21 protein-coding genes, 1 tRNA gene and 1 pseudogene are annotated in these 21,398 nt (G+C 66.8%); 8 read left to right on the forward strand and 15 right to left on the reverse strand.

What is annotated here, in order from left to right; translation table 11 throughout:
- Window positions 1-52 precede the first annotated feature (52 nt).
- A tRNA-Tyr gene (locus tag ACIA5C_RS31190) sits at window positions 53-136 on the forward strand.
- Between the two features lie 150 nt (window positions 137-286).
- On the opposite strand, the gene ACIA5C_RS31195 is transcribed toward ACIA5C_RS31190, so the two are convergent.
- From ACIA5C_RS31195 to ACIA5C_RS31225, 7 genes and pseudogenes are all read right to left on the reverse strand, one after another.
- On the reverse strand, window positions 287-409 hold the full coding sequence (locus tag ACIA5C_RS31195) for a hypothetical protein (RefSeq protein ID WP_396061091.1): 123 nt from the start codon (window positions 407-409) through the stop codon (window positions 287-289).
- A gap of 780 nt (window positions 410-1,189) precedes the next feature.
- Window positions 1,190-1,866, reverse strand: a pseudogene (locus ACIA5C_RS31200) (DUF3987 domain-containing protein); the annotation flags it as partial.
- A 79-nt stretch (window positions 1,867-1,945) separates the two neighbouring features.
- Window positions 1,946-2,500 (reverse strand): hypothetical protein, encoded by a 555-nt coding sequence (locus ACIA5C_RS31205; RefSeq protein ID WP_396061094.1) that lies wholly within the window; start codon window positions 2,498-2,500, stop codon window positions 1,946-1,948.
- Window positions 2,501-3,128: 628 nt separating this feature from the next.
- Window positions 3,129-3,317, reverse strand: coding sequence for a hypothetical protein (locus ACIA5C_RS31210; protein WP_396061097.1), 189 nt, complete (start codon window positions 3,315-3,317; stop codon window positions 3,129-3,131).
- Window positions 3,318-4,114: 797 nt separating this feature from the next.
- Complete coding sequence (locus tag ACIA5C_RS31215) at window positions 4,115-4,387, reverse strand: helix-turn-helix domain-containing protein (RefSeq protein ID WP_396061591.1); 273 nt, start codon at window positions 4,385-4,387, stop codon at window positions 4,115-4,117.
- Window positions 4,388-4,639: 252 nt separating this feature from the next.
- Window positions 4,640-5,011, reverse strand: a complete 372-nt coding sequence (locus ACIA5C_RS31220) for a hypothetical protein (RefSeq protein ID WP_396061100.1) — start codon at window positions 5,009-5,011, stop codon at window positions 4,640-4,642.
- A gap of 552 nt (window positions 5,012-5,563) precedes the next feature.
- Window positions 5,564-6,040, reverse strand: coding sequence for a GNAT family N-acetyltransferase (locus tag ACIA5C_RS31225; RefSeq protein WP_396061103.1), 477 nt, complete (start codon window positions 6,038-6,040; stop codon window positions 5,564-5,566).
- 144 nt (window positions 6,041-6,184) lie between these two features.
- Here ACIA5C_RS31225 and htpX point away from each other — a divergent pair, with 144 nt between their 5' ends.
- Window positions 6,185-7,057: a zinc metalloprotease HtpX gene (gene htpX, locus ACIA5C_RS31230; protein ID WP_396061106.1), complete on the forward strand. Its 873-nt coding sequence runs from the start codon at window positions 6,185-6,187 to the stop codon at window positions 7,055-7,057.
- 88 nt (window positions 7,058-7,145) lie between these two features.
- Window positions 7,146-7,598: a DUF4396 domain-containing protein gene (locus ACIA5C_RS31235; protein ID WP_396061108.1), complete on the forward strand. Its 453-nt coding sequence runs from the start codon at window positions 7,146-7,148 to the stop codon at window positions 7,596-7,598.
- On the opposite strand, the gene ACIA5C_RS31240 is transcribed toward ACIA5C_RS31235, so the two are convergent.
- The gene (locus tag ACIA5C_RS31240; RefSeq protein ID WP_396061111.1) at window positions 7,595-8,224 is read right to left on the reverse strand and encodes a class I SAM-dependent methyltransferase; all 630 of its coding nucleotides are present in this window, start codon (window positions 8,222-8,224) and stop codon (window positions 7,595-7,597) included. The two genes, ACIA5C_RS31235 and ACIA5C_RS31240, sit on opposite strands and share 4 nt — an antisense overlap.
- A gap of 78 nt (window positions 8,225-8,302) precedes the next feature.
- Between ACIA5C_RS31240 and ACIA5C_RS31245 the strand changes: the two genes are divergently transcribed.
- From ACIA5C_RS31245 to ACIA5C_RS31260, 4 genes are read left to right on the forward strand one after another with little or no spacing between them, the layout of a single operon-like run.
- The gene (locus tag ACIA5C_RS31245; RefSeq protein ID WP_396061114.1) at window positions 8,303-8,782 is read left to right on the forward strand and encodes a DUF1707 domain-containing protein; all 480 of its coding nucleotides are present in this window, start codon (window positions 8,303-8,305) and stop codon (window positions 8,780-8,782) included.
- 9 nt (window positions 8,783-8,791) lie between these two features.
- Window positions 8,792-9,805, forward strand: a complete 1,014-nt coding sequence (locus tag ACIA5C_RS31250; protein WP_396061117.1) for an LLM class flavin-dependent oxidoreductase — start codon at window positions 8,792-8,794, stop codon at window positions 9,803-9,805.
- Window positions 9,806-9,845: 40 nt separating this feature from the next.
- A complete protein-coding gene (locus tag ACIA5C_RS31255) occupies window positions 9,846-10,676 on the forward strand; it encodes a GNAT family N-acetyltransferase (protein ID WP_396061120.1) in 831 nt (276 codons plus the stop codon).
- Window positions 10,673-11,329, forward strand: coding sequence for an MOSC domain-containing protein (locus ACIA5C_RS31260; protein ID WP_396061123.1), 657 nt, complete (start codon window positions 10,673-10,675; stop codon window positions 11,327-11,329). The genes ACIA5C_RS31255 and ACIA5C_RS31260 overlap by 4 nt, the downstream gene beginning before the upstream one ends.
- A 1,130-nt stretch (window positions 11,330-12,459) precedes the next feature.
- Here the strand turns inward: ACIA5C_RS31260 and ACIA5C_RS31265 are convergent.
- From ACIA5C_RS31265 to ACIA5C_RS31275, 3 genes are all read right to left on the reverse strand, one after another.
- The gene (locus ACIA5C_RS31265) at window positions 12,460-12,618 is read right to left on the reverse strand and encodes a hypothetical protein (RefSeq protein WP_396061126.1); all 159 of its coding nucleotides are present in this window, start codon (window positions 12,616-12,618) and stop codon (window positions 12,460-12,462) included.
- A gap of 168 nt (window positions 12,619-12,786) precedes the next feature.
- Entirely contained in the window at window positions 12,787-13,575 is a 789-nt protein-coding gene (locus tag ACIA5C_RS31270) for a hypothetical protein (RefSeq protein ID WP_396061129.1), read from the reverse strand.
- Between the two features lie 1,208 nt (window positions 13,576-14,783).
- Window positions 14,784-15,677 (reverse strand): transposase family protein, encoded by an 894-nt coding sequence (locus ACIA5C_RS31275; protein ID WP_396061132.1) that lies wholly within the window; start codon window positions 15,675-15,677, stop codon window positions 14,784-14,786.
- Window positions 15,678-15,715: 38 nt separating this feature from the next.
- Here ACIA5C_RS31275 and ACIA5C_RS31280 point away from each other — a divergent pair, with 38 nt between their 5' ends.
- The gene (locus ACIA5C_RS31280; RefSeq protein WP_396061134.1) at window positions 15,716-15,823 is read left to right on the forward strand and encodes an Ltp family lipoprotein; all 108 of its coding nucleotides are present in this window, start codon (window positions 15,716-15,718) and stop codon (window positions 15,821-15,823) included.
- A 4-nt stretch (window positions 15,824-15,827) separates the two neighbouring features.
- Here ACIA5C_RS31280 and ACIA5C_RS31285 read toward each other — a convergent pair whose 3' ends face one another.
- Genes ACIA5C_RS31285 through nuoK form a run of 4 tightly spaced genes read right to left on the reverse strand, consistent with a single transcriptional unit; the run spans window position 15,828 to window position 21,089 of the window.
- On the reverse strand, window positions 15,828-17,285 hold the full coding sequence (locus tag ACIA5C_RS31285; RefSeq protein ID WP_396061136.1) for an NADH-quinone oxidoreductase subunit N: 1,458 nt from the start codon (window positions 17,283-17,285) through the stop codon (window positions 15,828-15,830).
- On the reverse strand, window positions 17,282-18,814 hold the full coding sequence (locus ACIA5C_RS31290; protein ID WP_396061138.1) for a NuoM family protein: 1,533 nt from the start codon (window positions 18,812-18,814) through the stop codon (window positions 17,282-17,284). The genes ACIA5C_RS31285 and ACIA5C_RS31290 overlap by 4 nt, the downstream gene beginning before the upstream one ends.
- On the reverse strand, window positions 18,811-20,718 hold the full coding sequence (locus ACIA5C_RS31295; RefSeq protein ID WP_396061140.1) for an NADH-quinone oxidoreductase subunit L: 1,908 nt from the start codon (window positions 20,716-20,718) through the stop codon (window positions 18,811-18,813). The genes ACIA5C_RS31290 and ACIA5C_RS31295 overlap by 4 nt, the downstream gene beginning before the upstream one ends.
- Window positions 20,715-21,089, reverse strand: a complete 375-nt coding sequence (nuoK, locus tag ACIA5C_RS31300) for an NADH-quinone oxidoreductase subunit NuoK (protein ID WP_396061143.1) — start codon at window positions 21,087-21,089, stop codon at window positions 20,715-20,717. The genes ACIA5C_RS31295 and nuoK overlap by 4 nt, the downstream gene beginning before the upstream one ends.
- Window positions 21,090-21,398: the final 309 nt, after the last annotated feature.

Genomic DNA, 21,398 nt, shown 5'->3' on the forward strand with positions numbered 1-21,398 from the left:
GGATGCGGTTATTCTGTTGTCCGCGCCGCGGGAGACCGCGGTGCCATTGCCAGGCGGGTTGCCCGAGCGGCCAATGGGAGCGGACTGTAAATCCGTCGCGAAAGCTTCGAAGGTTCGAATCCTTCACCCGCCACCACAGGCACGAAGAGGCCCCTGACCAGCGTGTAAGCCGGTCAGGGGCCTTCTTTCGTGACTCTCACTTGATCTCACTCGACAGCGCTTGATCTCACTCGCTGTCCCCCATACGTCCCCCGAACGAGGCGGCCGGAGTTTTCGGGGGAGGAGATCAACTTCCCTCCTCGTAGCCCTCCTCGATACGCCGCATCGCCGCGTCCTCCTCGCCGAAGACCCAGCTCGCGTAGATGTCCAGCAAGACCTTGATGCTGTGGCCAGCCCAACGAGCGATCAAGGCTGGCGAGACACCTTGGGAGAGCTGAAACGAGACGCACGCGTGCCGCAGGTCGTACGGCGTTGCGGCCAGAGGGGAAGCGAACTCTTCAGGCGTAAGCCCCGCCGCTCGCGCCTTTCGCCACGCGATGCTGACACTGTTGCGGGAACCGGGCTGTTGCTCGCCGGAACGTAGATGCCGCCGGCCCCACGACGGGTGACGAACAACCGGCGATTCTTGGGGAGCGACCATGTTTCAAGGTGGCGATCCAGCAGGTCGCACAGCGGCGGCGGGGCAGGCACGGACCGGACCTCGGTCTTGTCCCGGTGCTTGAGACCACGCTCTTCGGTCGCCGCGCCGGTATCGGTCCAAGCCGTTCCCGCCTCTGGAAGCGACCCGCTCAAAATGGAGCCGCCCCCATCCGCCTTTCTTCGCCGGCCGCTCATACTCCGGCTCGGCCCGCATGAGACTTTCCTCGGGCCGAAGACCGGCGTAGAACATCGTTCCGAAGAACGCCTCCAGTTCGGGATAGGTGCGGCGTACAGCGAGCAGCAGCCGACGCCCCTGCTCCTGGTTGACCACGACGCGCCGGTCGATAGCACTGCTAAGTTTTGGCGCCGCCCAGCGAACCTTTTCGAAGGGATGCGCGGGAAGGTCCTCTAGCTCGACGCCATACCGCAGGGCTCCGCTGAAGATCGCCCGCTTGCGGTGAATCGTGCTCGCCGCAGCGGCCTTGCCGTCGATTGGCAGCGCCAGGGCGTCGAGGGCCTTCCTCGTTAAGGCGGAGTTCGCCAATTCGTCCAGCACGGCCAGCCGGCCGCCTTGCTGGGCGAGCAGCGATGCGGCCGTTTCGCTGGTCACGTCGTCCGCGACAAGCTGCGGCTTCGCCGGAACCGTGATCGCCTCGGCGTTCATCGCGGCGGCCGTCGCCTCCGCGATCAACGTGTCCCGGCCGCCCGGGTCGGCGCTCGCGGCGGCGAGCGCGGCCTTCTCGGCCGCCTTCCCGGCGACTTTCGCGCTAGCTCGGCCTCGATGATCGCGGGTGCGGTCCGCTCGATCATCGCCTTTTCCGCAGCGAGGATCGGAGCGACCATGGCCGCGAACACCGCCGACTTGCGGGAGCCGGGCGGGAGCACAACGACCGTGTGGAGGTTGGTCGGTTCCCGCCAGGACCCGCGTACCTCAACCTCGGCCCGGCCGCCGGCCGCCGTCGACAGACACGCCAAGGCGAGGCTGCCGGCCAGGTCGAGCGGCGTTTGGGTGAACTCCGCAACGGCGAACACCTGCTCGGCCAGCCAACCAGGCAACAACTCGGCCGGAAACGGCGGCAGGTGGCGGCCCTTGCCAAGCGGGATCAACGGCGACCACCCGCCCGGCACATCGGCGCCGTCGAGCAGCGCCCGGCCGGTCGCCACCACCTCGGCCGTGTCCGCGCCGGAGGCGGCGAGGTGGGCGAGCTGGGTGCCGAGGTCGGATATCGGGCCTTCGCCTTGGGGCTATTTGACGCCCTGGCGGTGGTCCAGCATGGCGGAGCCCAGGCGACCGGGATGACTCCTCTTACGCACGTGGGTGGGTCGACGCGAGCCTGACAGTGACCGCAACGGATTTCCGGTTATCGTGGATACGTTGCTCCAGGGCGCCGATGGACTGTCCATCAAACCGGTAAGGTGGCGGCCATGCAAGGTGATCGGTAGTGGATGGAAATAGCTGGATCACCGAGCCTCCGAAGCTCTCCATCTCGGCGAGTGTGCCTGGGTAAAACGGGATCAACACTTGAAACGTCAGCCTGATGAACGTGAACGTGATGCATACGGCAATCACCTGCCCATCGTCCTTCGCATATATCAGACGCTGATTCATTGAGAGCCCATCGGATGGATCGTGGTAGGCAGCCATCCATACGTACGTGCCAGCGTGCGGTTTGCGCTCGATTCGTAGGTGGTGACCGAAGTATCGTGGAATGTATGCGGTGTCTGCCAACTGATCAAAGAGTATCGCTTTCATCGTTGCCCACAGTGCCAACCGACCCTGCGTCTCAGCATCGATCACGGCCTCGTCGTGCGCGAAGAGGCGGAGGATTGTGTCCTTGACGTCATTCTCAAGCACGGACATCCAATTGTTGTTGCAGTCCGAGCACGTTGGAACTGTCAGACCGTCCAAGTTTCGAGTCGGCCGCCCGTCCTTTGTGAACCTCGCGCCCCGGTTCCGAAGCTCTCGAATTAGCCACCTGGGAAGGATGTCCTCTTTTGTGATCCGCCCAATGTGTCCTTGGCAGAAAGGGCACGACCCTTCCGCTGGAGGAAGATGGATATCGGGGCCTTGATCCTCCTCGGTGGGGAACTCAAGCAAGGCCAGCGGCAACTCTGACGGCAGACGGACTTGCTGGTCCCGAAGCCGTTGCCTCGCCATGTCCAGGCAGTCCTTGTGAGCGACTCCTAGCACGTACAACGGTTCGTCCGCAGGGGGCGGGAGTGGGTCGGAGCGCAAACGGCCCGGATCGACTGCGATCGCTATCAACCATGACCCTGATCGGGTGCCCGCTATCTCGACCCATGAATCACGTTGACGCTTCACCACGTCGTCGCATCCGAGGCATGGCGTCTGACGCCAAGTTCGCGGGTCCAAGGAGCTCCTCCTATCCCGTGAGCACAACTCCGTCACGCTACGTGACTGGGCCCTCAGCGCACACCTCAAATTGCCCCTGAAGCTCGACAGGTGCGAGGACGAAGCCCATGCCGGGCTATGTTGGGCCTCCGCTTCCGTAGTGCAGCAGGCCGAGAAACAGCGTATCCGTTCCCAAAAAGGCACCGCCGCCAGTCAAGATCGCCATTGGAACTGTTACACCACCTGCGTGCGCCAGCAAACCTGCCCCAACGGCAGCGAGTAAGCCAGTAAGGATCATGATGACGATCCACTGCGTGCGCTCCATGGAGAGTTCCCTTCGCTCTTCAACTCGTGTTGCGAACACGTGTCCGGACTAACGAAGGGAACGAAATCACATGCGGCGACTCGTCGTAAATGTCGCGTTGCTGCGATACGCTGTTTCTCCTACGGTCGAAAAACGGCACCCCGAAGCGGTGAGGTGCATATTCCCATTAAGCGCTGTGGCCTCTATCTCACTCTTTCGTGTAAAGGTGCCCGGGGACGGCAGCGGAATAGAGCGATCCAGTCGACCCCCGCTGACATCTCCCGAACTCGAAGGCCCCTGCCGGGCAGCGTCCGCGACCCCGCCGTCAAGTGCGTCGGCGACAACCCTCAGGTTCGCGGCCACCGGCCCTGAAGCCGAGGCGTCTACAGGGAGGGCGCGACGGGGGGTCTGCGGGGCGTCCGGGGAGGGTGGTCGGGTCCGGAGTCATCCTGCCCGCCTGCCCAAGGGATGCCAGACCGACGCCCGGCAGGGCGGAGCCCAAGACGACCGGGATGACTCGTCGGGCACGAGGTGTCGAATGGCTCTACGAGCCCCTCAGTCCGTCCCCAGGCTGCCAGAGGCTCACCAACGTTGAAACAACACCTACTGCTACCAGCGTTTAGCCAGCTCAGCGGCTCTACGAGCGAACATGAGCAGGGCCCGTAAAGAGGGCCGTCGGTATGGGGACCAACTGGGCCCGGCCGACTCAGTCCTGCCCCGAAACCCCTCAAACTCGAAGCTATTCAACCGCGACCATCACGAACCGCGTCGGTAGATCGGGGATCAGAAGATCGCTTCCCACGAATACACGCGAGCACTCAGGCCTTCTTTCGACGCCTCGCCCCGCCACGCTGCCGGAGGTGCACGCCCGATTCGGTCAGCACGCGGTGAATAAACCCCCAAGACCGCCCAGTAGTGGCCGCGATACTACGGATACTCTCTCCGGACTCATAGCGCGTCACAATATCCCTTATCACGGAATGGCGCGCCTCAAACGATTTACGTCGAGCTTTAACTAGCGTTCCCGCCCTGACGGCGGCGAGATCAGTTTGGCGCGTTCGCTCTTTCTGGGTAGAGACTGCGCGGACGATCGATCCACTCACCGCGCCAGCATCGCCGGCGGGCACCGAGGCCTTAGATGCCTGCTGGCGCGGGACGAGCGCATATCCTTCGTCAGCAGTCCTCGGATTTGGGACACGCTCGTCCAGCGGGGGTAAACCGAGCGATTCTCGGGCACTCGCGACGGCGCGCGCCCAGCGCGCACGCTCACCTCTCAGCGGAACGATGCTCCACCCGACGACCTTCAGGAATTCATTGCCGGCCATCTCCCGATGATACACCAGTCAGGTCAATAGTGAAACAACTGCAACAATTCCGGACAGCGTTGAAATTCCGACTTGAGCTACCGTGGATATCCTGACTGCAGTTAAAACCCAGGAGTTGGCGTCAACGGCAGCTATCGTCGCAGCCTGCAATTCCTTTAGAAGCCTTTCTTGGGTCCATCCATGAACGAAGGCAAGTTGGATTAAGTTGCCGTGATTTGCATCCGTTAAGCGATCGAAGACCACGACGACGATGGCCGCGAGGAACGCAGCAAATAGCAATCCTGTTGCCAGCTCATCCCACCCCGACGGCTTGCCTACTTGTAGCGCTGTAGCAGTCAGCGTTGCCGCGATACCCACTGAAAACGTCGCAACAACCTTCGCCGTGTCCACTTGAGATCTCTGACGGGCTAGGACCCTATCCGTCTGGCGCTCAAGCCAGTCTGCGACCGCGTCCGGCATCGTTCACGCCTTCGCTGCTGTTGGGAAACGCTGACTAGTCGTGTCTGCGCTGGAACGTCGCGCGGACCACGAAGGACACATCGATCACCATAAGCTACCCAGGGCCGACGGTCGATCATCTCTTGTACGGAGACGGAGTCTGCTCAGCCTGGTTCATGCGCGATCCGGTCGGACCGCCAGTTCGACCCCGCCAAACATGCTTGAGCGATCGGCAGGGCTGACACCCGGTGAGGCAGCGAGAGATAGGCTCAGGCGAAGGCGCCTGCGACGTCGACGTCAGCGAGTAGCTGAGAGATGAAAGATCCAGCCGCGTCCCCAATGGGTCCCCCACCTAGCCGATTTTTCGATGTTCTCGCAGGTAAAAGGGCGTTTTCCGCTCGGACTGTAAATCCGTCGCGAAAGCTTCGAAGGTTCGAATCCTTCACCCGCCACCGGCACGGAGAACGGCCCCGGAAGTTTTCCGGGGTCGTTTGCTTTTGTCGCTCATTCGAGGCGCAGGACTGTCTCCTCGATCTCGGTCTGGCGGCCGTCGGCGAACGAGACCGCGCGGCCCACCTCGCGGAACCCGGCCTTCTTCAGCACCGCCAGCGAGCCCTCGTTGTCGCTGGCTGCCCGGGCGAACAGTGGCCGCATGACCGCGACCTCCGACAGGAACAGGGACACCGCCCGGCTGGCGATGCCCTGGCCCCACCAATGGCGGTCGATCCAGTAGGTGATCTCAGTGTCGCCCTCCATCACGAAGCAGGCGATCGTGCCGACGAACCGACCGTCGACGGTTACCGCGCGGTTTTCGGCGTCGGGGAGCGTACGTACGCGGGCCTGGTGGCGGTCGAAGGCCGCCCGGTCGTCGGGGTCGGGGGGTGTGAAGGCGGCCATCCGGACCGCGACCGGGTCTCGCATCATGTCGAACAGCGTGTCTAAGTCTTCGTCTCGGACCGTGCGCAACTCGACCTCAGCCATGGCGCCGAACGTAACAGCCCGGTCCGACCGGAAATCGAATCAGCGAGGGTCCAGGGAACTCACAGTCAGCACCGGATGAATTCCCCGGTCGCGGGTGTTCCATGGGGCACGGGCCTACCCGCCCGACTCGCGAAGGAGTCCCAGTTGTCCAGCCATCACAACGGCCTCAAGACGGCCGCCCTGCTCGGTCTGCTGACCGCCATCATCCTGGGCGTCGGCTACTGGGTGGGTGGCAGCGGCGGCCTGGTGTTCGCCGTGATTATTTCGCTGGCGCTGAATGCCGGCACCTACTTCTTCTCCGACAAGCTCGCGCTGCGGGCGATGCGGGCCCAGCCGGTCGGCGAGGCCGAGTTCCCCGCGCTCTACCAGATCGTCCGGGAGCTCTCGCGTGCCGCGGGCCAGCCGATGCCGAAGCTTTACGTCTCGCCGTCGGCGCAGCCCAACGCGTTCGCGACCGGGCGTAACCCGGAGCACGCCGCGGTGGCGGTGACCGTCGGCATCACCCGGCTGCTCGACCGGCGGGAGCTGCGCGGGGTCATCGGGCACGAGCTGTCGCACGTCTACAACCGCGACATCCTGATCTCCAGCGTGGCGGCCGTCCTGGCCGGCATCATCACGATGTTTGCCCAGCTGGCGCTCTTTCTGCCGCTCGGCGGGTCGGATGACGACGACGGCCCCAACCCGGCCGCGCTGCTGCTCATGCTGATCCTGGGCCCGCTGGCCGCGACCGTGATCCAGCTGGCGATCAGCCGGAGCCGCGAATATCAGGCCGACGCGTCCGGTGCGGCGCTGACCAACGACCCGCTCGCTCTCGCGAGTGCGCTCGAGAAGATCCAGTACGGCGCTCAGCGCATGCCGTTGCCCGCCGAGGGGCAGCTGACCAGCGCCGCACACCTGATGATCGCCAACCCGTTCCGCGCCGGTGGCATCGGCGCGCTGTTCTCGACCCACCCTCCGATGGAGGAGCGCATCGCCCGCCTCCGCCAGCAGGCCAACTCGCTTCAGCGCGTGCGCTGACGCAACACCGACGAAAGGCAGGGCCGTTTCCGGCCCTGCCTTTTTTCGTACGCGCGGACGGGTACCCCCAGGGGGTATAGTCGGCGCCATGACACCCCGGGAACTGACTCGCGCCGCGATCTCGGCCACGCTGCACTGCCTCACCGGCTGCGCCCTCGGCGAGATCCTCGGCATGGTCCTCACCACGGCGCTGGGCTGGGGCAACGCGGCCAACATCGTGGTCTCGATCGCGCTGGCCTTCGTCTTCGGATACACCCTGGCGATGCGCCCGGTCCTCGGGGCCGGCGTCCCGCTGCGGCGGGCCCTCGGCATCGCGCTGGCCAGCGACACCGTCTCGATCACCAGCATGGAGTTGATGGACAACCTGGGCCTGATCGCGATCCCGGGCGCGATGAACGCCGGCCTCGCCGACTGGCTGTTCTGGGCCAGCCTGGTCGGCACGCTGGCCATCGCCTTCGTGATCACCGTCCCGGTGAACCGCTGGCTGATCGCTCGCGGCAAGGGGCACGCCCTCGTGCACCAGTACCACCACGCGCACTAGTCTCCGGGCCGGACGAGGGTCAGGGACTGGAAGCGGCCCTCTCGAGCGGGGACGACGTGGAAGTCGAGGATTTCGAACTGTCCCTGCGCGTACGTCAAAAGCTCTTGATCGGTCCGGAAGGCGAAGAACCGCTCGTCCTCCGAGAAGCCCTCCTCGGGCCCGTCGCCGCCGTAGGTGCCCAGGTAGAAGAGGCCGCCCGGGCGCAGCACCGTCCGAATGCGCGCCAAGGTGGCCGCCAGCGACGCGTTCGGCACGTGCAGGAGCGAGTTGAAGGTGTAGACCGCGTCGAACTCGCCGGGCGCGAAGTCGAGCGACGTCATGTCGCCGACCAGGCATCGGACGCCCTTCGCGCGGGTGCGCTCGACCATCGCCGGGGACAGATCGATCGCCGTCACCTCCAGGCCCTCATCGGAGAAGAACCGGCTGTCCTGACCGGTGCCCGCCCCGGCCTCGAGCAGCGTGCGCGCCTCGGCCGCCCGCAGCCGGTCGAGGAAGGCGGCCCGCTCGTCGAGCTTCCAGCTCTGTCTGATCATGCCGTCCCGACGGTCGACCTCGGTGTCGTAGAACGACCGCAGTGCGGCAGTGATCTGCTCGGCTCCGGCGTCCCCGGTCGGCCTCAGGCTCATGGTTATTCCCCCTGACGATCCGTGGTTGAACTCCGATAGCCTGACCCGGTCCACGGGGGTGCGTAAAGGGAGCGTCCGATGGCTAAAGACGTCAGCGGTCCCGGGCGGCGGCCGTCCGAGCAGCAGCTGGAGACGCTGCGCGCGGCCGATGCCGACCGGCAGAAGATCGCCGACCAGTTGAAGTCGGCGCTTGACGAGGGCCGGCTCTCCCTGCACGAATACGACGACCGGGTCGGGCAGGCGTACGCCGCTCGCACCTACGGCGACCTGATCGCGCTGGTCGACGACCTCCCCCGCCCGGGCATGAGCTCGGCCGACGTGGCCGCCCGCGGCGAGGCCGACGCCCGGCGCGAGGCCCGCCGGATGCCGACCGCGCTCATCGTCCTCTGGACCATCTGGGGTGCCCTGCTCGCCGTCAACCTCGTGGTCTACGTGCTGGTCGCGGTCACCACCCCGGGTTATCTCTACCCCTGGCCGGTCTGGATGCTGGTGCCCGGCGCCGCCCTCGGCGCGGTCACCGTCGGAGTCCAGAAAGCTCGCGGCCGGCGCCGGAGATAAAGTCGGCGGGTGACCTCCCGAGTTCCACTCTCCGTGCTTGACCTGGCCACCGTTCGTGAGGGGCATGACAGCGCCGACGCGCTGCGGGGCACGCTCGAGACCGCGCGGACCGCCGACGAGCTGGCCTACGCCCGATTCTGGGTGGCCGAGCATCACAACATGCCGGCCGTCGCCTCGACCTCACCACCGGTGCTGATCGCCTCGATCGCCGCCCACACCAGCCGCATCCGGGTCGGCTCGGGTGGTGTGATGCTGCCCAACCACATGCCGTTCGTGGTCGCCGAGCAGTTCGCGACGCTGGAGGCGCTGCACCCGCACCGCATCGACCTCGGCATCGGGCGCGCCCCCGGCACCGACCAGACGACCGCGGCGGCCCTGCGCGGTGTCTCGCCCTACCTGACGGTCGAGCAGTTCCCCGAACACCTGCAGACGCTGCTCGGGCTGCTCGGCGACGACCGCATCGACCCGGAACTGGTCGCCCGCCTGCACGCGACGCCGGCCCCGGCGACGTACCCGGAGGTGTGGATGCTGGGCAGCTCGACCTACGGCGCCCAGGTGGCGGCGACGCTCGGGCTGCCGTTCTGCTACGCCTACCACTTCGCGATGAGCTCCGATGTGGACAACGCGCTGCGTCTCTACCGCACCGGTTTCCAGCCCTCCCCGCAGCACCCGGCGCCGCACGTCATGGTCAGCGCCTCGGTGATCGCGGCCGAGACGACCGAGGAGGCGCTCTACCTGGCCGGCCCCAGCCGGATCATGGCGTTGAGCCTGCGCACCGGCAAGCTCGGCCCGATCGTCTCGCCGGCGCAGGCGGCCGCCGTCGAACTCAGCGACCTCGACCGGAGCCTGCTCGACTCGCTGCCCGGAACCCAGTTCGCGGGAACAGCCGACGAGGTCGTGGCGGGCCTCGACGGGCTGGTCTCCCGCACCGGGGCCGACGAGTTGATTTTGGCCGGCACGGTCTACGACCCGGCCAGCCGGCAGGACACGCTGGTTCGAGTGGCCAAGGCATGGGGACTTTAATAGGCTGCGCCGCCGTCGGCGATCGCGAAAGATAGAACCCATGGCCTGGGAGCTGACCGACGACATCGAAAGCTTCGTGACGGCCGCCGAGGCTCACCTCCACTCCCGGCCGGTCGAGCACACGACTCTGCTTACGCTTATCGGCACGCTGCGGCGGCGCGGGCTTTCGGCGTACGGGAAAGAAGCCCCAGTTTTCGGCACCTGGCGCAACCCCGACGGGGTTGTCGCGGGCGCGCTCCTGCAGACACCACCGCACCCGGTGCTGTTCGGCGAGGTGCCGCCGCCGGCGGTGACCGAAGCCGTGGCGGCATTCGACGGCCGGGCGCTGCCGGGAGTCAACCTGCCGGCCGCCCAAATCGATTTGTTCGTCGCGCCGTGGCTGGCCCGGACCGGGACAACCGCCGAAGCGCATATGCGGACCCGGCTTTATCGGCTGTCCACTCTTCAACCGCCGGGCGGTCCGACTCGCCCGGCAGTCCCGGCCGACCGCGCGCTGCTCATCTCGTGGGTGCACGACTTTCTCGCCGGCATAGGCGAACCGGTTCCCGACGTCGGAGCCGTGGTCGACGAGGCGCTGGCCGACGACATCGTGACCATCGCGCTCGACTCCGACGGCGCGCCCGCCGCAATGGTGATGCGGACAGTCCCGGCGGCCGGCGTAGTGCGCATTCGATATGTCTTCACCCCGCCTCCCCTACGAGGCCGCGGATATGCGGGCGCGGCAACCGCAGCGGCGTGCGCCGCCGCCCGGCGAGACGGCGCATCGGAAGTGGTGCTCTTCACCGATCTCGCCAACCCGACCAGCAATGGGCTCTATCAGCGACTCGGCTTCCGGCCGGTCCAGGACCGGACGGTGGTGACTTTCGCATGAAGGTGTTGTCGGTCAACGTGGCGGTACCCCGGCCCAACCCGGCCAAAGGCCTGGCAATGACGGGCATCGACAAACAGCCGGTGACCGATCCCATTTCGGTGCGGCCGCCGGGGCCGAAAACGACGGGCCTGCACAGCGGCGTGGTCGGCGACCTGATCGGCGACGTTCAGAGCCATGGTGGGGACGACCAGGCGGTTTATGCGTACGCCCGGGAAGACCTGGATTGGTGGGAGTCGTCGCTGGGGCGGTCGCTGCCGTCGGGTTTCTTCGGCGAAAACCTGACCACGGTCGGGCTGGACGTCAACGGGGCAATGATCGGCGAGATCTGGAAGGTCGGAGCCGAAGTCGAATTGCAGGCGACGTTCGGGCGGATCCCGTGCGCGACGTTCCAGGCGCGGATGGAGGAACCGCGATGGACGCGGCGATTCGCGCAGGCCAATAGGACCGGGGCCTATCTGCGAATCGTGACGCCGGGCTCGCTGCAGGTCGGCGACCCGATCGAGATCGTCCACCGGCCGGGTCGCGGGGTGTCGATCGGCGAGGCCTTCCGGATCTGGATGTTCGACCACGGGTCATTGCCGCAGCTGCTCGAGGCCGAAAACCTGCCGAAGGACCTGCGGGCCGAGGTCGAAAAGCGCGTCGCCCGCCGCTGACGATCCCCGCCGACCGCTTGGCCTCCGAGGGCGTTGCTGCATGAGCGAGCATCGGGACCTGCCCATCAGCTCGCCGATGGCGTGGGCTCGCTTTTGATCGAGAGGGTGCGCCCTGCTACGGGACGGAAGAAGGTCTCCTCGTCGTCGTCAGCAGGTACAGCTTGAACACCGGCGCGGCGGGTGTATCCGAACTTCGGCGCGCTGGGGTCTCCGCGCACTAGCTACGGCGCACCTGACGGAGCAGGGAAAACGAGGCGGCAGGTGATCAATGAGATTTGCCGGGTGCAGCGGATCGGATCACCGTGGGCGCACATGCCTGAGCGATACGCCCCGTACCAAACGGCGTACGACCAGCCTCCGACGCCAGGCAGCTGGTCGCCTTGCTGGATGAGGTGGCTGTCGCGCGGGCCAGTGGTGTCGGCCGGCCGCGTAAACGCCTGGACTCGATGATGGCTGACACGGCGTACTCCAGCAAGGGAACCGGGCCGCGTTGCGTGCCCGCAAGATTGTCGCCGTGATCCCCGAGTGCAGCGATCAAAAAGTCCAACCGGGCCAACAAGAAAGCAGCCGGTGGACGCCCGCCGAACTTCGACGCCGAGCGCTACCGCGACCGCAACAACGTCGAAGGTGGCAGCTTCAACCGGCGAAAGCATTGGCGTGGCATGGCGACCCGATACGACAAGCGAATCGACTCCTACCAGGCCACCCTCGACCTCGCCGAACCCTTGGCCGGCTCCGCGCTACCCGCGACCGCACATCATGATCCGTCAGTTATGCACTAACTAAGGCCCTCGCGGTTGACGATCAACCGTTCGGTCCAAGAATTTCGAGCGCGCGCTTCGCGGTCTTTCGGGCGCTTCCTAAGCTGCTCAAGCCGCCGGCACCGAAGCGTTCCGGTGGTCGGCCGCCTTTCTTCATGAGGGTGTACGCCAAGTGCATCTACGGCCAAGACGAGACCGCACGGCAAAGAGTGGGAGCGGTGCTCGCCTTCGCGCCCTCCGTTAGGAGATCGACCCGGGGGCGCAGGCGGCGTCGTTTTCCCGTGGGGCCGTGGATTCCGATGACCGGGATTACCGATTGAAAATTCTCACTGCCCGGCCACATGTCCATGGGGGACGATCAAGGAAAGGTCAGGAGCTCTTGGCGAGGATTGCCATCCAAACGCCCAGAACGACAATGATCGCGATAGACGCGAAGATGGCATAGTTCGACACCCGGATGACCAGAATGGATGCGGCCAAAGCGGCGAGGAAGCAACCGAACGTGATATTCAATCGGCGACGCCGCATGGCATATCCTCCTATTATTTCGCGTGAGGCCTGTGGCGCTGCGAACTCGTATACTTCCTGCAGTCTAGAGTCTAGCGGCTCGACTTCCGGGCCGGTCGCGTGCACGTTCCTATATTGAAGGACCGCGGCCCGCCTCACCGAGGCGGATCGCGGTCCTCCATGCTGGGTTTACGACTTGCTGAGGCAGTACTGGATCGTGCTCAACGTGCCCGCGCCGGCTTCGAGCAAGCAGGCGGCGCACGCGAAGCCGGCCGTGAGTGCGCAAGCGATACCGCACGCCACGGAAAGGAGCGTGATGACGGCCCACGGGATACCCATGGAGGCCAGGCAGTTATTCAGTTTGCTCCAGCTGAGCGCTGGGGTCGCAGCCCCGCCGGGCGCCCAGTCGGCGTAGTCGGAGACAACCTTTGTCGCAGAATCCGCGACCTTGTCGAGTCGCAGCTGGCCGTCGAAGTAGAACTGAAGTCGCAGAGCGGTCGACGAGACCGGGCTGAATTTTTGCTCCATGACCGAGGCGATGTGGTCACCGTGGAGGATGAACGCCACGGCGCTTTCGTCGCCCCTGGCCTCGCTGGCCGGCACGCGAACAGCGCGACCGCCCTCTTTCGCCTGGACCACTTCGGCATCCGACCACAGCAACTTGCTGGGATCGACCGCCTTGAGGCTGACGGCCCCAGAATCGACCTGCGAGTGGACAGCACGAACAACTCGTTCCGCGGCCTTGCCGTTGGTCCGGGTGGCCGTCGCGTTGGCGTCAGCGATGTGCTTTATCCCCGCTGCGAGGACATCGTCCGAAACGTTGACCGGCGGCGACGAGACGACGCCGGACGCCGAGCCCTGCAGTGAAGTCGTCGAGGCCGAGGCGGACGTCCCGGTCGAGACAAGCGCCATTGCCGCCACCACGGCGCTGGATGTCACGACGGTGATAACTGTTCGGAAGCCGGACTTGATTCTCATGGAACCCACTTTCGCTCGTCGATGAAGAGGACATCGTTGGAGAGCGCCCCCGTGTAGCTCCGGCACATACCGAACGGAAACATGCCGGATTGCGATCGCTTGAGGAGCCTTACAGGTTCATTGACAACTGTCAATTGCTTGTGTTGGCGAACATTCCGACGCGAATTACTTTTGCGCACGGGAATTCCAAGGATTGACCACTGCGACTGCCTTTGATGTCGACAATCGTGTAAACCTGCGCATGCATGCGGCTGCATGCGCAGGATAACTTGGAATTCTCCCAACTTCTTCTGAGCGCAATGGCGCACACCGATTCAGCCTGCTGACTCTCGGTGCCGACGGTGACATTGATGACGGCGGGTTAACGCGTATGTCACTGGCACTTGTCATTGCGAATGTGCTTAATCAGGTCGCCCATGGCGACCCGGCGCCTGATACTCGACGCCAATGGCCGTCGTGCATCAACTCGTGCAGCGGTGCAGGTGTGCGGCACCAAAACGGATGCGACCACCTGGCATTTACGTGACGGTTGTCGTCACCCCGCACAGAGGAAGGAAACTGACATGAGGCGCAAGCGCCGATATTTTCGGCACTGAGATATCATCTCGCCGATCGTCAGCTGTTCGTTCGTCACTTCAATCACTCCCCGTTAGCATAACCGCATCCGCGACCTACGCCGCTGACGACCGTGTCCATCTACGTTCACGGATGTCAATGCTTTTCGGCATCGCCACTAGGGAGTTGGAGTGGCGCGGTGGCGTGACGGCCGCTGTCCGTCCGGGTATCACGTCGTGGCTACGGCGTCGGCCGCAGGCACATCGACCGCCTTCTCCGTCTGTAGGTGAATTTCAAATTGGTAGAAGGATGGACTGCAAGAACCGGGCGATCGTTGCGGTTCTCCACGGCCATTTCAACATCATCATTACGGTGGGTGGCGATCGCGACGTCGACGTGCCGGATAGGGACGAAGCTCCGTTGAGGCCAGGTCTTTCCACGGATCTGGTTCAACCGGAGCTTCGTCGTGCCCAGATCATTGCGTTCTCGCAATGGTGCTAGTCACGGCCGTGCTCAGATCGGGGGGCCGGTCGGCTCGTCGGGTGGCGCGGGTGATGTTGGCGGCGCCGCTGGCCCGGTGGAAACCGATTGCGGTGTTACGCAGGGCGGCCATGACGGCGGGTCTGTTGCCAGTCCGTGCTTGATGAAGATTCTCACGGAAACGTTACGACCCGGACGTGGTGTACGAGATTTCGATCAGCCACTCGGAACGGGCCCCCTGCTGCAGGTCGGCTGGGTTGGTGTCGGCGGCAGGTGGTGAGATGGTCAAGTACGCGGTTTCGCGGCTGGTCTTGCCGCTGGTGGTGATGGTGCGGGTCCGGTGCTTGCTGCGCGTGCGGGAACTGGATGCCGCGGGGTGTGTGCAGAGTGACGGCTTTGACGTTTCGGGTCTCGGATCGGTCGTGACCGCGGTCGCGGGTCTGGTGCCCGATCGAGATCTGCGCCCAGGGCAGTGTGGTGAGCCGGGCGAACAACTTCGCCCGGTTGCCTTTGACCAGGATCAGCAGGTGCGCGCCCCGAGCGGCGATCTCGTTCGCATAGCCGTCTGGGTATGGAGTGCGTCGGCGACGAAGATCAGATTTCAGGCTGCCCAGGACCTGTTCGACCGCGTCCAGCAACGGTGTGAACGCCGGGATTTCGTTGGATTTCGCGTTGACGGTGACCTTTTGGGGCCAGGACGATGCCGGTGCTGGTGTCCAGTGCGAACAGTAGGTTGCACTTGAGTGCCGTCGGCCCGGGGGGGCGCCCTGCACAGTTTTGCCGTCGCCGGCGATGACGTGCTGGTAGCGCGGCCGTCGTGGTCTGTGTGCCGGGCGGGTACGGGTGCATAGCCAACTCGCGAGGATCGTGGACAGCAGGTCGATGTCCAGGCGGATCAGCAGCCGCCACATCGTGGTGGTGGCCGGCGCCCTTCCCGGGAAGCCGAGCCGGGCCCGGGCGATGTCGTCGAGATCGTGTAGCCAGTCCGCCATCGCGGTGAGCGACGACACACCGGCCATCGCGGCGTATACCCCGACGCTGAGGAGTCCGGAAAGCGGGTAGCGCAACCCGCACGGGCTGCGAGTCGGCCAAGAACTACCTCGCTATGTCGGGCTTTTCGCGCAAGGCACTGATCGAGCAGCTTGAGTCGGACACCGGCGAGGGATTCACGCACTCGCAGGCCGTCTACGGAGTGAACAAGACGGGTATCTGAGCGTTCAGGTCAGGGCGGCGAAGAGCAGTTGGGGGGCGAAGCCCAGAACTACGGCGGCCGCGGCGGAGGCGGTCAGGGCTACCGCTATCGGGCGGGCGAGCGGCTGGTGGGGGTGGATGGCGGCCTCGAGCAGGGCCGGGTCCACCACGCCGGCGGCTGAGGGTTCCGGGGACCGGGTGGTCGAGTAGAGGGTGGCGGCTACGCGGATGTAGTAGGCCAGTGCGATCACCGCGTTCAGGGCTACCACGCCGGCCAGCCAACCCCAGCCGCGGTCGATCAGGGCGTTGATGATGGTGACCTTGGCGAACAGGCCGGCCAGGCCCGGGGGCAAGCCGGCCAGACCGGCCAACGACAGGACCAGGGCCGCGGCCGGCCACGGTGTGCGGCGGGCGGTGCCCCGGTAGTAGGACAGCGGGCCGCCGTCGGAGCCGGTGGGGCGCAGGGCGGCTACCGCGGCGAAGGCTATGAACTCCAAGGCTACGAAGAAGACTGTGTACGCCATCGCGGCTCGGACGCCGTGGGGGCCCAGGGCCAGCGGGGCCAGGATGTAGCCCGCCTGGGCCACCGAGGACCAGGCCAGCAGGCGGACCATGCGGGTCTGGGTCAGGGCCACCAGGTTGCCCACGGTCATCGTGAGGACGGCCAGCACTGCCATCACCGAGCCGGTGTCCAACCGCGACACGATCGACGCCAGGGCCAGTACGCCGCCCAGCTTCGAAGCCGTGGAGAGATAGGCGGCTACCGGGATCGGGGCGCCGTCGTAGGTGGGTGGGGCCCAGGCGTGCAAGGGCACCGCGGCCACCTTGAAGGCGAAGCCGACCACCAGCAGGGTTGCGCCGACGGTCGCTACCGGGGCCAGGGGGCCGATGCCGTCGGTCAGGCGGTTGAGGTGGAAGGCGCCGGTCGCGGCGTAGTTGAGGGCCGCGCCGAGCAGGGCGATCGCGGTGGAGACGACGCTGATCAGAAAGAACGTTACCGACGCGGAAGCGCCGGAGGTGGTGACCCTCTCGCGGGGGGCGAAGCGGCGGAGGCCGACCAGGACGTACAGGGGCAGCGTCAGGGTTTCCAGGCCGACGATCAGGGTGATCAGGTCGCCCGCGTAGCCGATCACCACGCCGCCGGCCATGGACGAGGCCAGTAGGAAGCAGTACTCGCCCGGCGGGGCCATGCTCAGCTTCAGGCCGGGCAAGGAGAGGGCGAGGACGCCTACGGTCAGGGCGGCGAAGACCACCGCGGACACTACGGCCAGGGGGCCGGGGGTCCAGGAGCAGAGGTTGGCGGCCGTGCAGAAGGTGGGTGTGCGGGAACCCAGGACGGCGCAGACGATCGTGGCTATGCCGCCGAGCAGGACCGAGCCGGCGGCGGCCGCGCGCTTCCCGGTCGCCAGTTCGGCTATCAGGACCAGCAGCGGGGTGCCGGCGGCGGCGTACAGGGGCAGCAGGGACACGTGGTCGATCGTCACTTCAGGACCCCCGACGTCGCGGCCAGGACCAGGGCGGGAGCCACGCCCACGGCCAGGGTCAGGACCACCAGCGGGGCCCAGGCCAGCCACTCGGCGCCGGCCGCCGACGCGGGCACACCGCGTACGGAAACTGAGGGAACGCCGTGCGTGAGCCGGCGCAGCAAGCGCAAGAAATAGGCGGCCGTGAGGGCGCCGCCGACGGCGGCCAAGGCAGCCAGCGTGAGCCACAGAGGTCCGCCCCGGCGGACCGCGGCGATGACCGCGAAAGCCTCGCCCCAGAAGCCGGCCAGGCCGGGCAGGCCGAGGGAAGCGATCGCGGCGAAGCCCAGCAGGCCCGCCAGCCGGGGAGCCGATTCGCGGAGGCCGCCCAGGTCGGCCAGTTCGCCGGTGTGTGCGCGGTCCTTGACGGCGCCGGCCAGGAAGAACAGCAGGCCGGTGATCAGGCCGTGTGCGACGTTGCCGAGCAGGGCCGCCTGCAGGCCGGTGACGGTGAGCGTGGCGATGCCGAGCAGGACGAAGCCCATGTGGCCGACGCTCGAGTAGGCGATCAGGCGCTTCAACTCGGTCTGGCGGAGGCAGACCAGCGAACCGATGATGATCGCGGCGGCGGCGAGGACGCCGAGGACGGGGGCCGCCCAATGGGCGCCCTCGGGGGTGACGCCGACGCCGATGCGGATCAAGCCGTAGGTGCCCATCTTGAGGAGTACGCCGGCCAGGATCACCGAACCCACGGTCGGGGCCTGCGTGTGCGCGTCCGGCAGCCAGGTGTGCAGCGGCCAGAGCGGGGCCTTGACCGCGAACGCGACCGCGAACAGCGCGAACGCGGCGCACTGGGTGGTGTGGCCGAGGCCGGCGTTCGGCAGCGCAAGCATGTCGCCGGTGCCCGCGGCGACGACCACGGTCATCACGCCGAGCAGCAGCAGAACGGAGCCGAACAGCGTGTAGAGAACGAACTTGCGGGCCGCGGCTCGACGCTGGTCACCGCCCCAGCCGGCGATCACCGCGTACATCGGCAGGAGGACGACCTCGAAGAACAGGAAGAACAGGACCAGGTCGAGCGAAAGAAACGTGCCGAGGATGCCGACCTCGAGAACCAGGAGGAGGGCCGCCAGGGCGCGACCGTCACCCTTCCAGGCCGTGTACGCGCAGCAGAGCAACGTGAGCAGGGCGGTCAGCACGATCAGGGGGTAGGAGACGCCGTCCACCCCGAGGTGGAAGTCGATGTGCAGGGCCGGGACCCAGGCCTTGTCGAAGTCGACCCAGGGCACCGCCGGTGGGCCCGGTGGCGTTCCGAGCGTGACCGGGCCGTAGCTGAACCAGCCGCGCGGCGGGGTGTGGCCGAACGGCAGCAGCAGGGTCAGCACCAGGGTGATCGCCGCGAACGCGGTGGCGGCGAAACGGGCCGGACGGTCGAGACGGCGCGGAAGGAGAGCGACCACCGCCGCGCCGACGGCCGGTACGGCGAGCACGGCGATCAGCACGACCTGGAGCCAGACGGTCGGCGCGTCGGTCAGATAGTCGCTGTTCATGAGGCGGCTCCGTACCAGGCGGCGATGACGCCGAGCAGCAAGGCGCCGGAGAGAACGAGGACCGCCGCGCCGGGCAGCGCGACCCGGTGGGCCGAGTGGAGCAGGCCGCCGAGACGGGTCGTCGTGGTGCCGGTGCCCTCAACCGCCGCGTCGACCACGTGCTTGTCGGCCTTGCTCATGAGCTCGGCGACGGACTTGACCGGGCGGACGACCAGACGGGTCTGTACGTCGTCGAGGCGGAAACCGGCGGCCAGAAACCCGCGGGCACGGCCCAGAGCCAGCGCCGGGTCGGCGCCCGGGACGGCCCGCCACAACCACCAGGCGGTGCCGGCGCCGGCCACGAGCAGCAGCAGCGGCAGGAGGACGGCCACGGTCAGGTGAGGTTGTTCCAGTTCGAGCGCGGTGCGGAAGCCGGGCGCATAGGCAGCCAGGCCCAGCAGAGCAGCCGGGATCGCCAGCAGCAGGATCGGCCAGCGCATTGCCGCGGGCGGGTCGTGCGGGGTCAGCGGCGGGGTGTAGCGCGCGTCGTCGAAGCCGATCTCCCAGTCCGGGCCGTCCGGGCCGTGCTCGCGGGACACCCCGAAGAAGGCGCAGAGGAGCAGGCGGGTGGCGTACCAGGCGGTGACGAAAACCGCGAGAAGCGCGGCCAGCCAGACCACCCAGCCGACCCAGACCGGCGCCGGGCCGCCGCCGTCGGTCGCGTGCGCGGCCGCGGTCAGCACGTTCTCCTTCGACCAGAAACCGGCCAGCGGCGGGAAACCGGCCAGCGCGCCGAGGCCGATCACGAACGACCAGAAGGTGAGCGGCATCCGATGGCGCAGACCGCCCATGCGGGACAGGTAGTTGGTGCCGACCACGTGGATCACGGCGCCGGCGGCGAGGAACAGCAGCGCCTTGAACGCGGCGTGGGTGAGCAGGTGAAACAGCGCGGCGGCGGGCGAGCCGACGGCCAGCGCGCCGGTCATGTAGCCGATCTGGCTGACCGTGGACCAGGCCAGGACGCGTTTCATGTCGTCCTGAGCGGTGGCGCTGAGCGCGCCGAGCAGGATCGTGATCGCCGCCATCACGCCGAGCACGCTGAGCGCGGCCGGTGACTGCTCGAACAACGGGTAGGTGCGGAAGACGACGTAGACGCCGGCCGCGACCATCGTGGCCGCGTGGATCAGCGCCGAGATCGGGGTCGGGCCGGCCATCGCGTCCGGCAACCAGGTGTGCAGGGGGAACTGGGCGCTCTTGCCGGCGACTCCGGCCAGCAACAGCAGCAGGGCCGCGGTGAGTGTCGGTCCTCCGTAATGGTGCGTGAGCACGACGCTCAGGCGGTCGGTGCCGGCACCCACGGTGAGGAAGGCAACCGCCAACAGGAAGCCGACGTCGCCGACCCGGGTGACCAGGAACGCCTTGACCGCGGCGGCCGGGGCCTCGGGCAGGCGGCGGTCGTGGCCGATCAACAGGTAGGAGCAGGCGCCCATGATCTCCCAGCCGACGAGCAGGCTGATCAGGCCGCTGGACGTGACGACCAGGAGCATCGCACCGGTGAACAGACTGACCTGTGCGGCATAGGGGCCATAGCGGGGGTCGTCGTGCAGGTAGGCGACCGAGTAGATCTGCACGAAGAGCGCCACAACGCAGACGGCCACCGCGATGTAGAGCGCCGCGACACCGGCGTTGAAGCCGAGCGTGATGTCGAGGCCGCCGATGTTCACCCAGCGCCGACTGGCGTCCAGCGGCTTATGCGCGAAGAGCAACAGGGCGGTGGTCACGGCGAGTGCGATTGCCGCACCGGCGATGCCCAGCGCGGCCGCCGGGCCGCGCCCCGGCCGATCATTCGGCGGCAGGGTCAGACCGACCAAACCCAGGAGCACGGGTACGCCGGGGATCAGCGCACCGGCAACAGCGGCCGTCACGTGGTCACCTGCTCAGGATCGTCCGCCTCGTGCATCGGGATCTCGTCGATCGCGATCGCTTTCCTCAACCGGTAGAACTGCAGAATGATCGCGAGCCCTACGCCTACCTCGGCGGCGGCCAGGACGATCACGAAGAGGGCGAAAATCGCGCCGGCCCGGGGTTCGGGGGCGGCATGGGCCCAGGCCTCGGGCTGGACTCCGACCAAGCTCTGGCGAATCGTCGAATCGGCCGCCACGAAGATCAGGTTGATGGCGTTGAGCATCAGCTCGACGGCCATGAGGACCAGGATCGCGTTGCGGCGGCGCAGGACGCCGTAGACGCCGAGGCCGAAAAGCAGGGAGGCGATGACGTAGGGGATGACGACGTGCATCAGGCGTCGCCCTCCTCGTCGCGGGTGGCTTTGTCGGGGCCGGCTTGGTTGCGGCCGGCTTTGTTGGGGCCGGCTTTGTTGGGGCCGGCTTTGTTGGGGCCGGCCTGGTCACGGCCGGCCTGGTCGTCGGGCGCGGAAAGCGCTGGGCGGTCGGCGCGGCCTGTGACGCTGGGCCGGGGGCGACTGTCACCGAGGACGGGTTGGCCATCGGGCGTGTCTGACCGCTGGGCCGAGCCGGCCGAGCCCTCGATCGCAGGTCCGGAACGGTCGGCGCCCGTCGGTCGCTCGATGGCGGAGCCTTCGATCGAC

The sequence above is a fragment of the Actinoplanes sp. NPDC051343 genome, from assembly GCF_044455125.1.
In the GTDB taxonomy this organism is placed as follows: domain Bacteria; phylum Actinomycetota; class Actinomycetes; order Mycobacteriales; family Micromonosporaceae; genus Actinoplanes.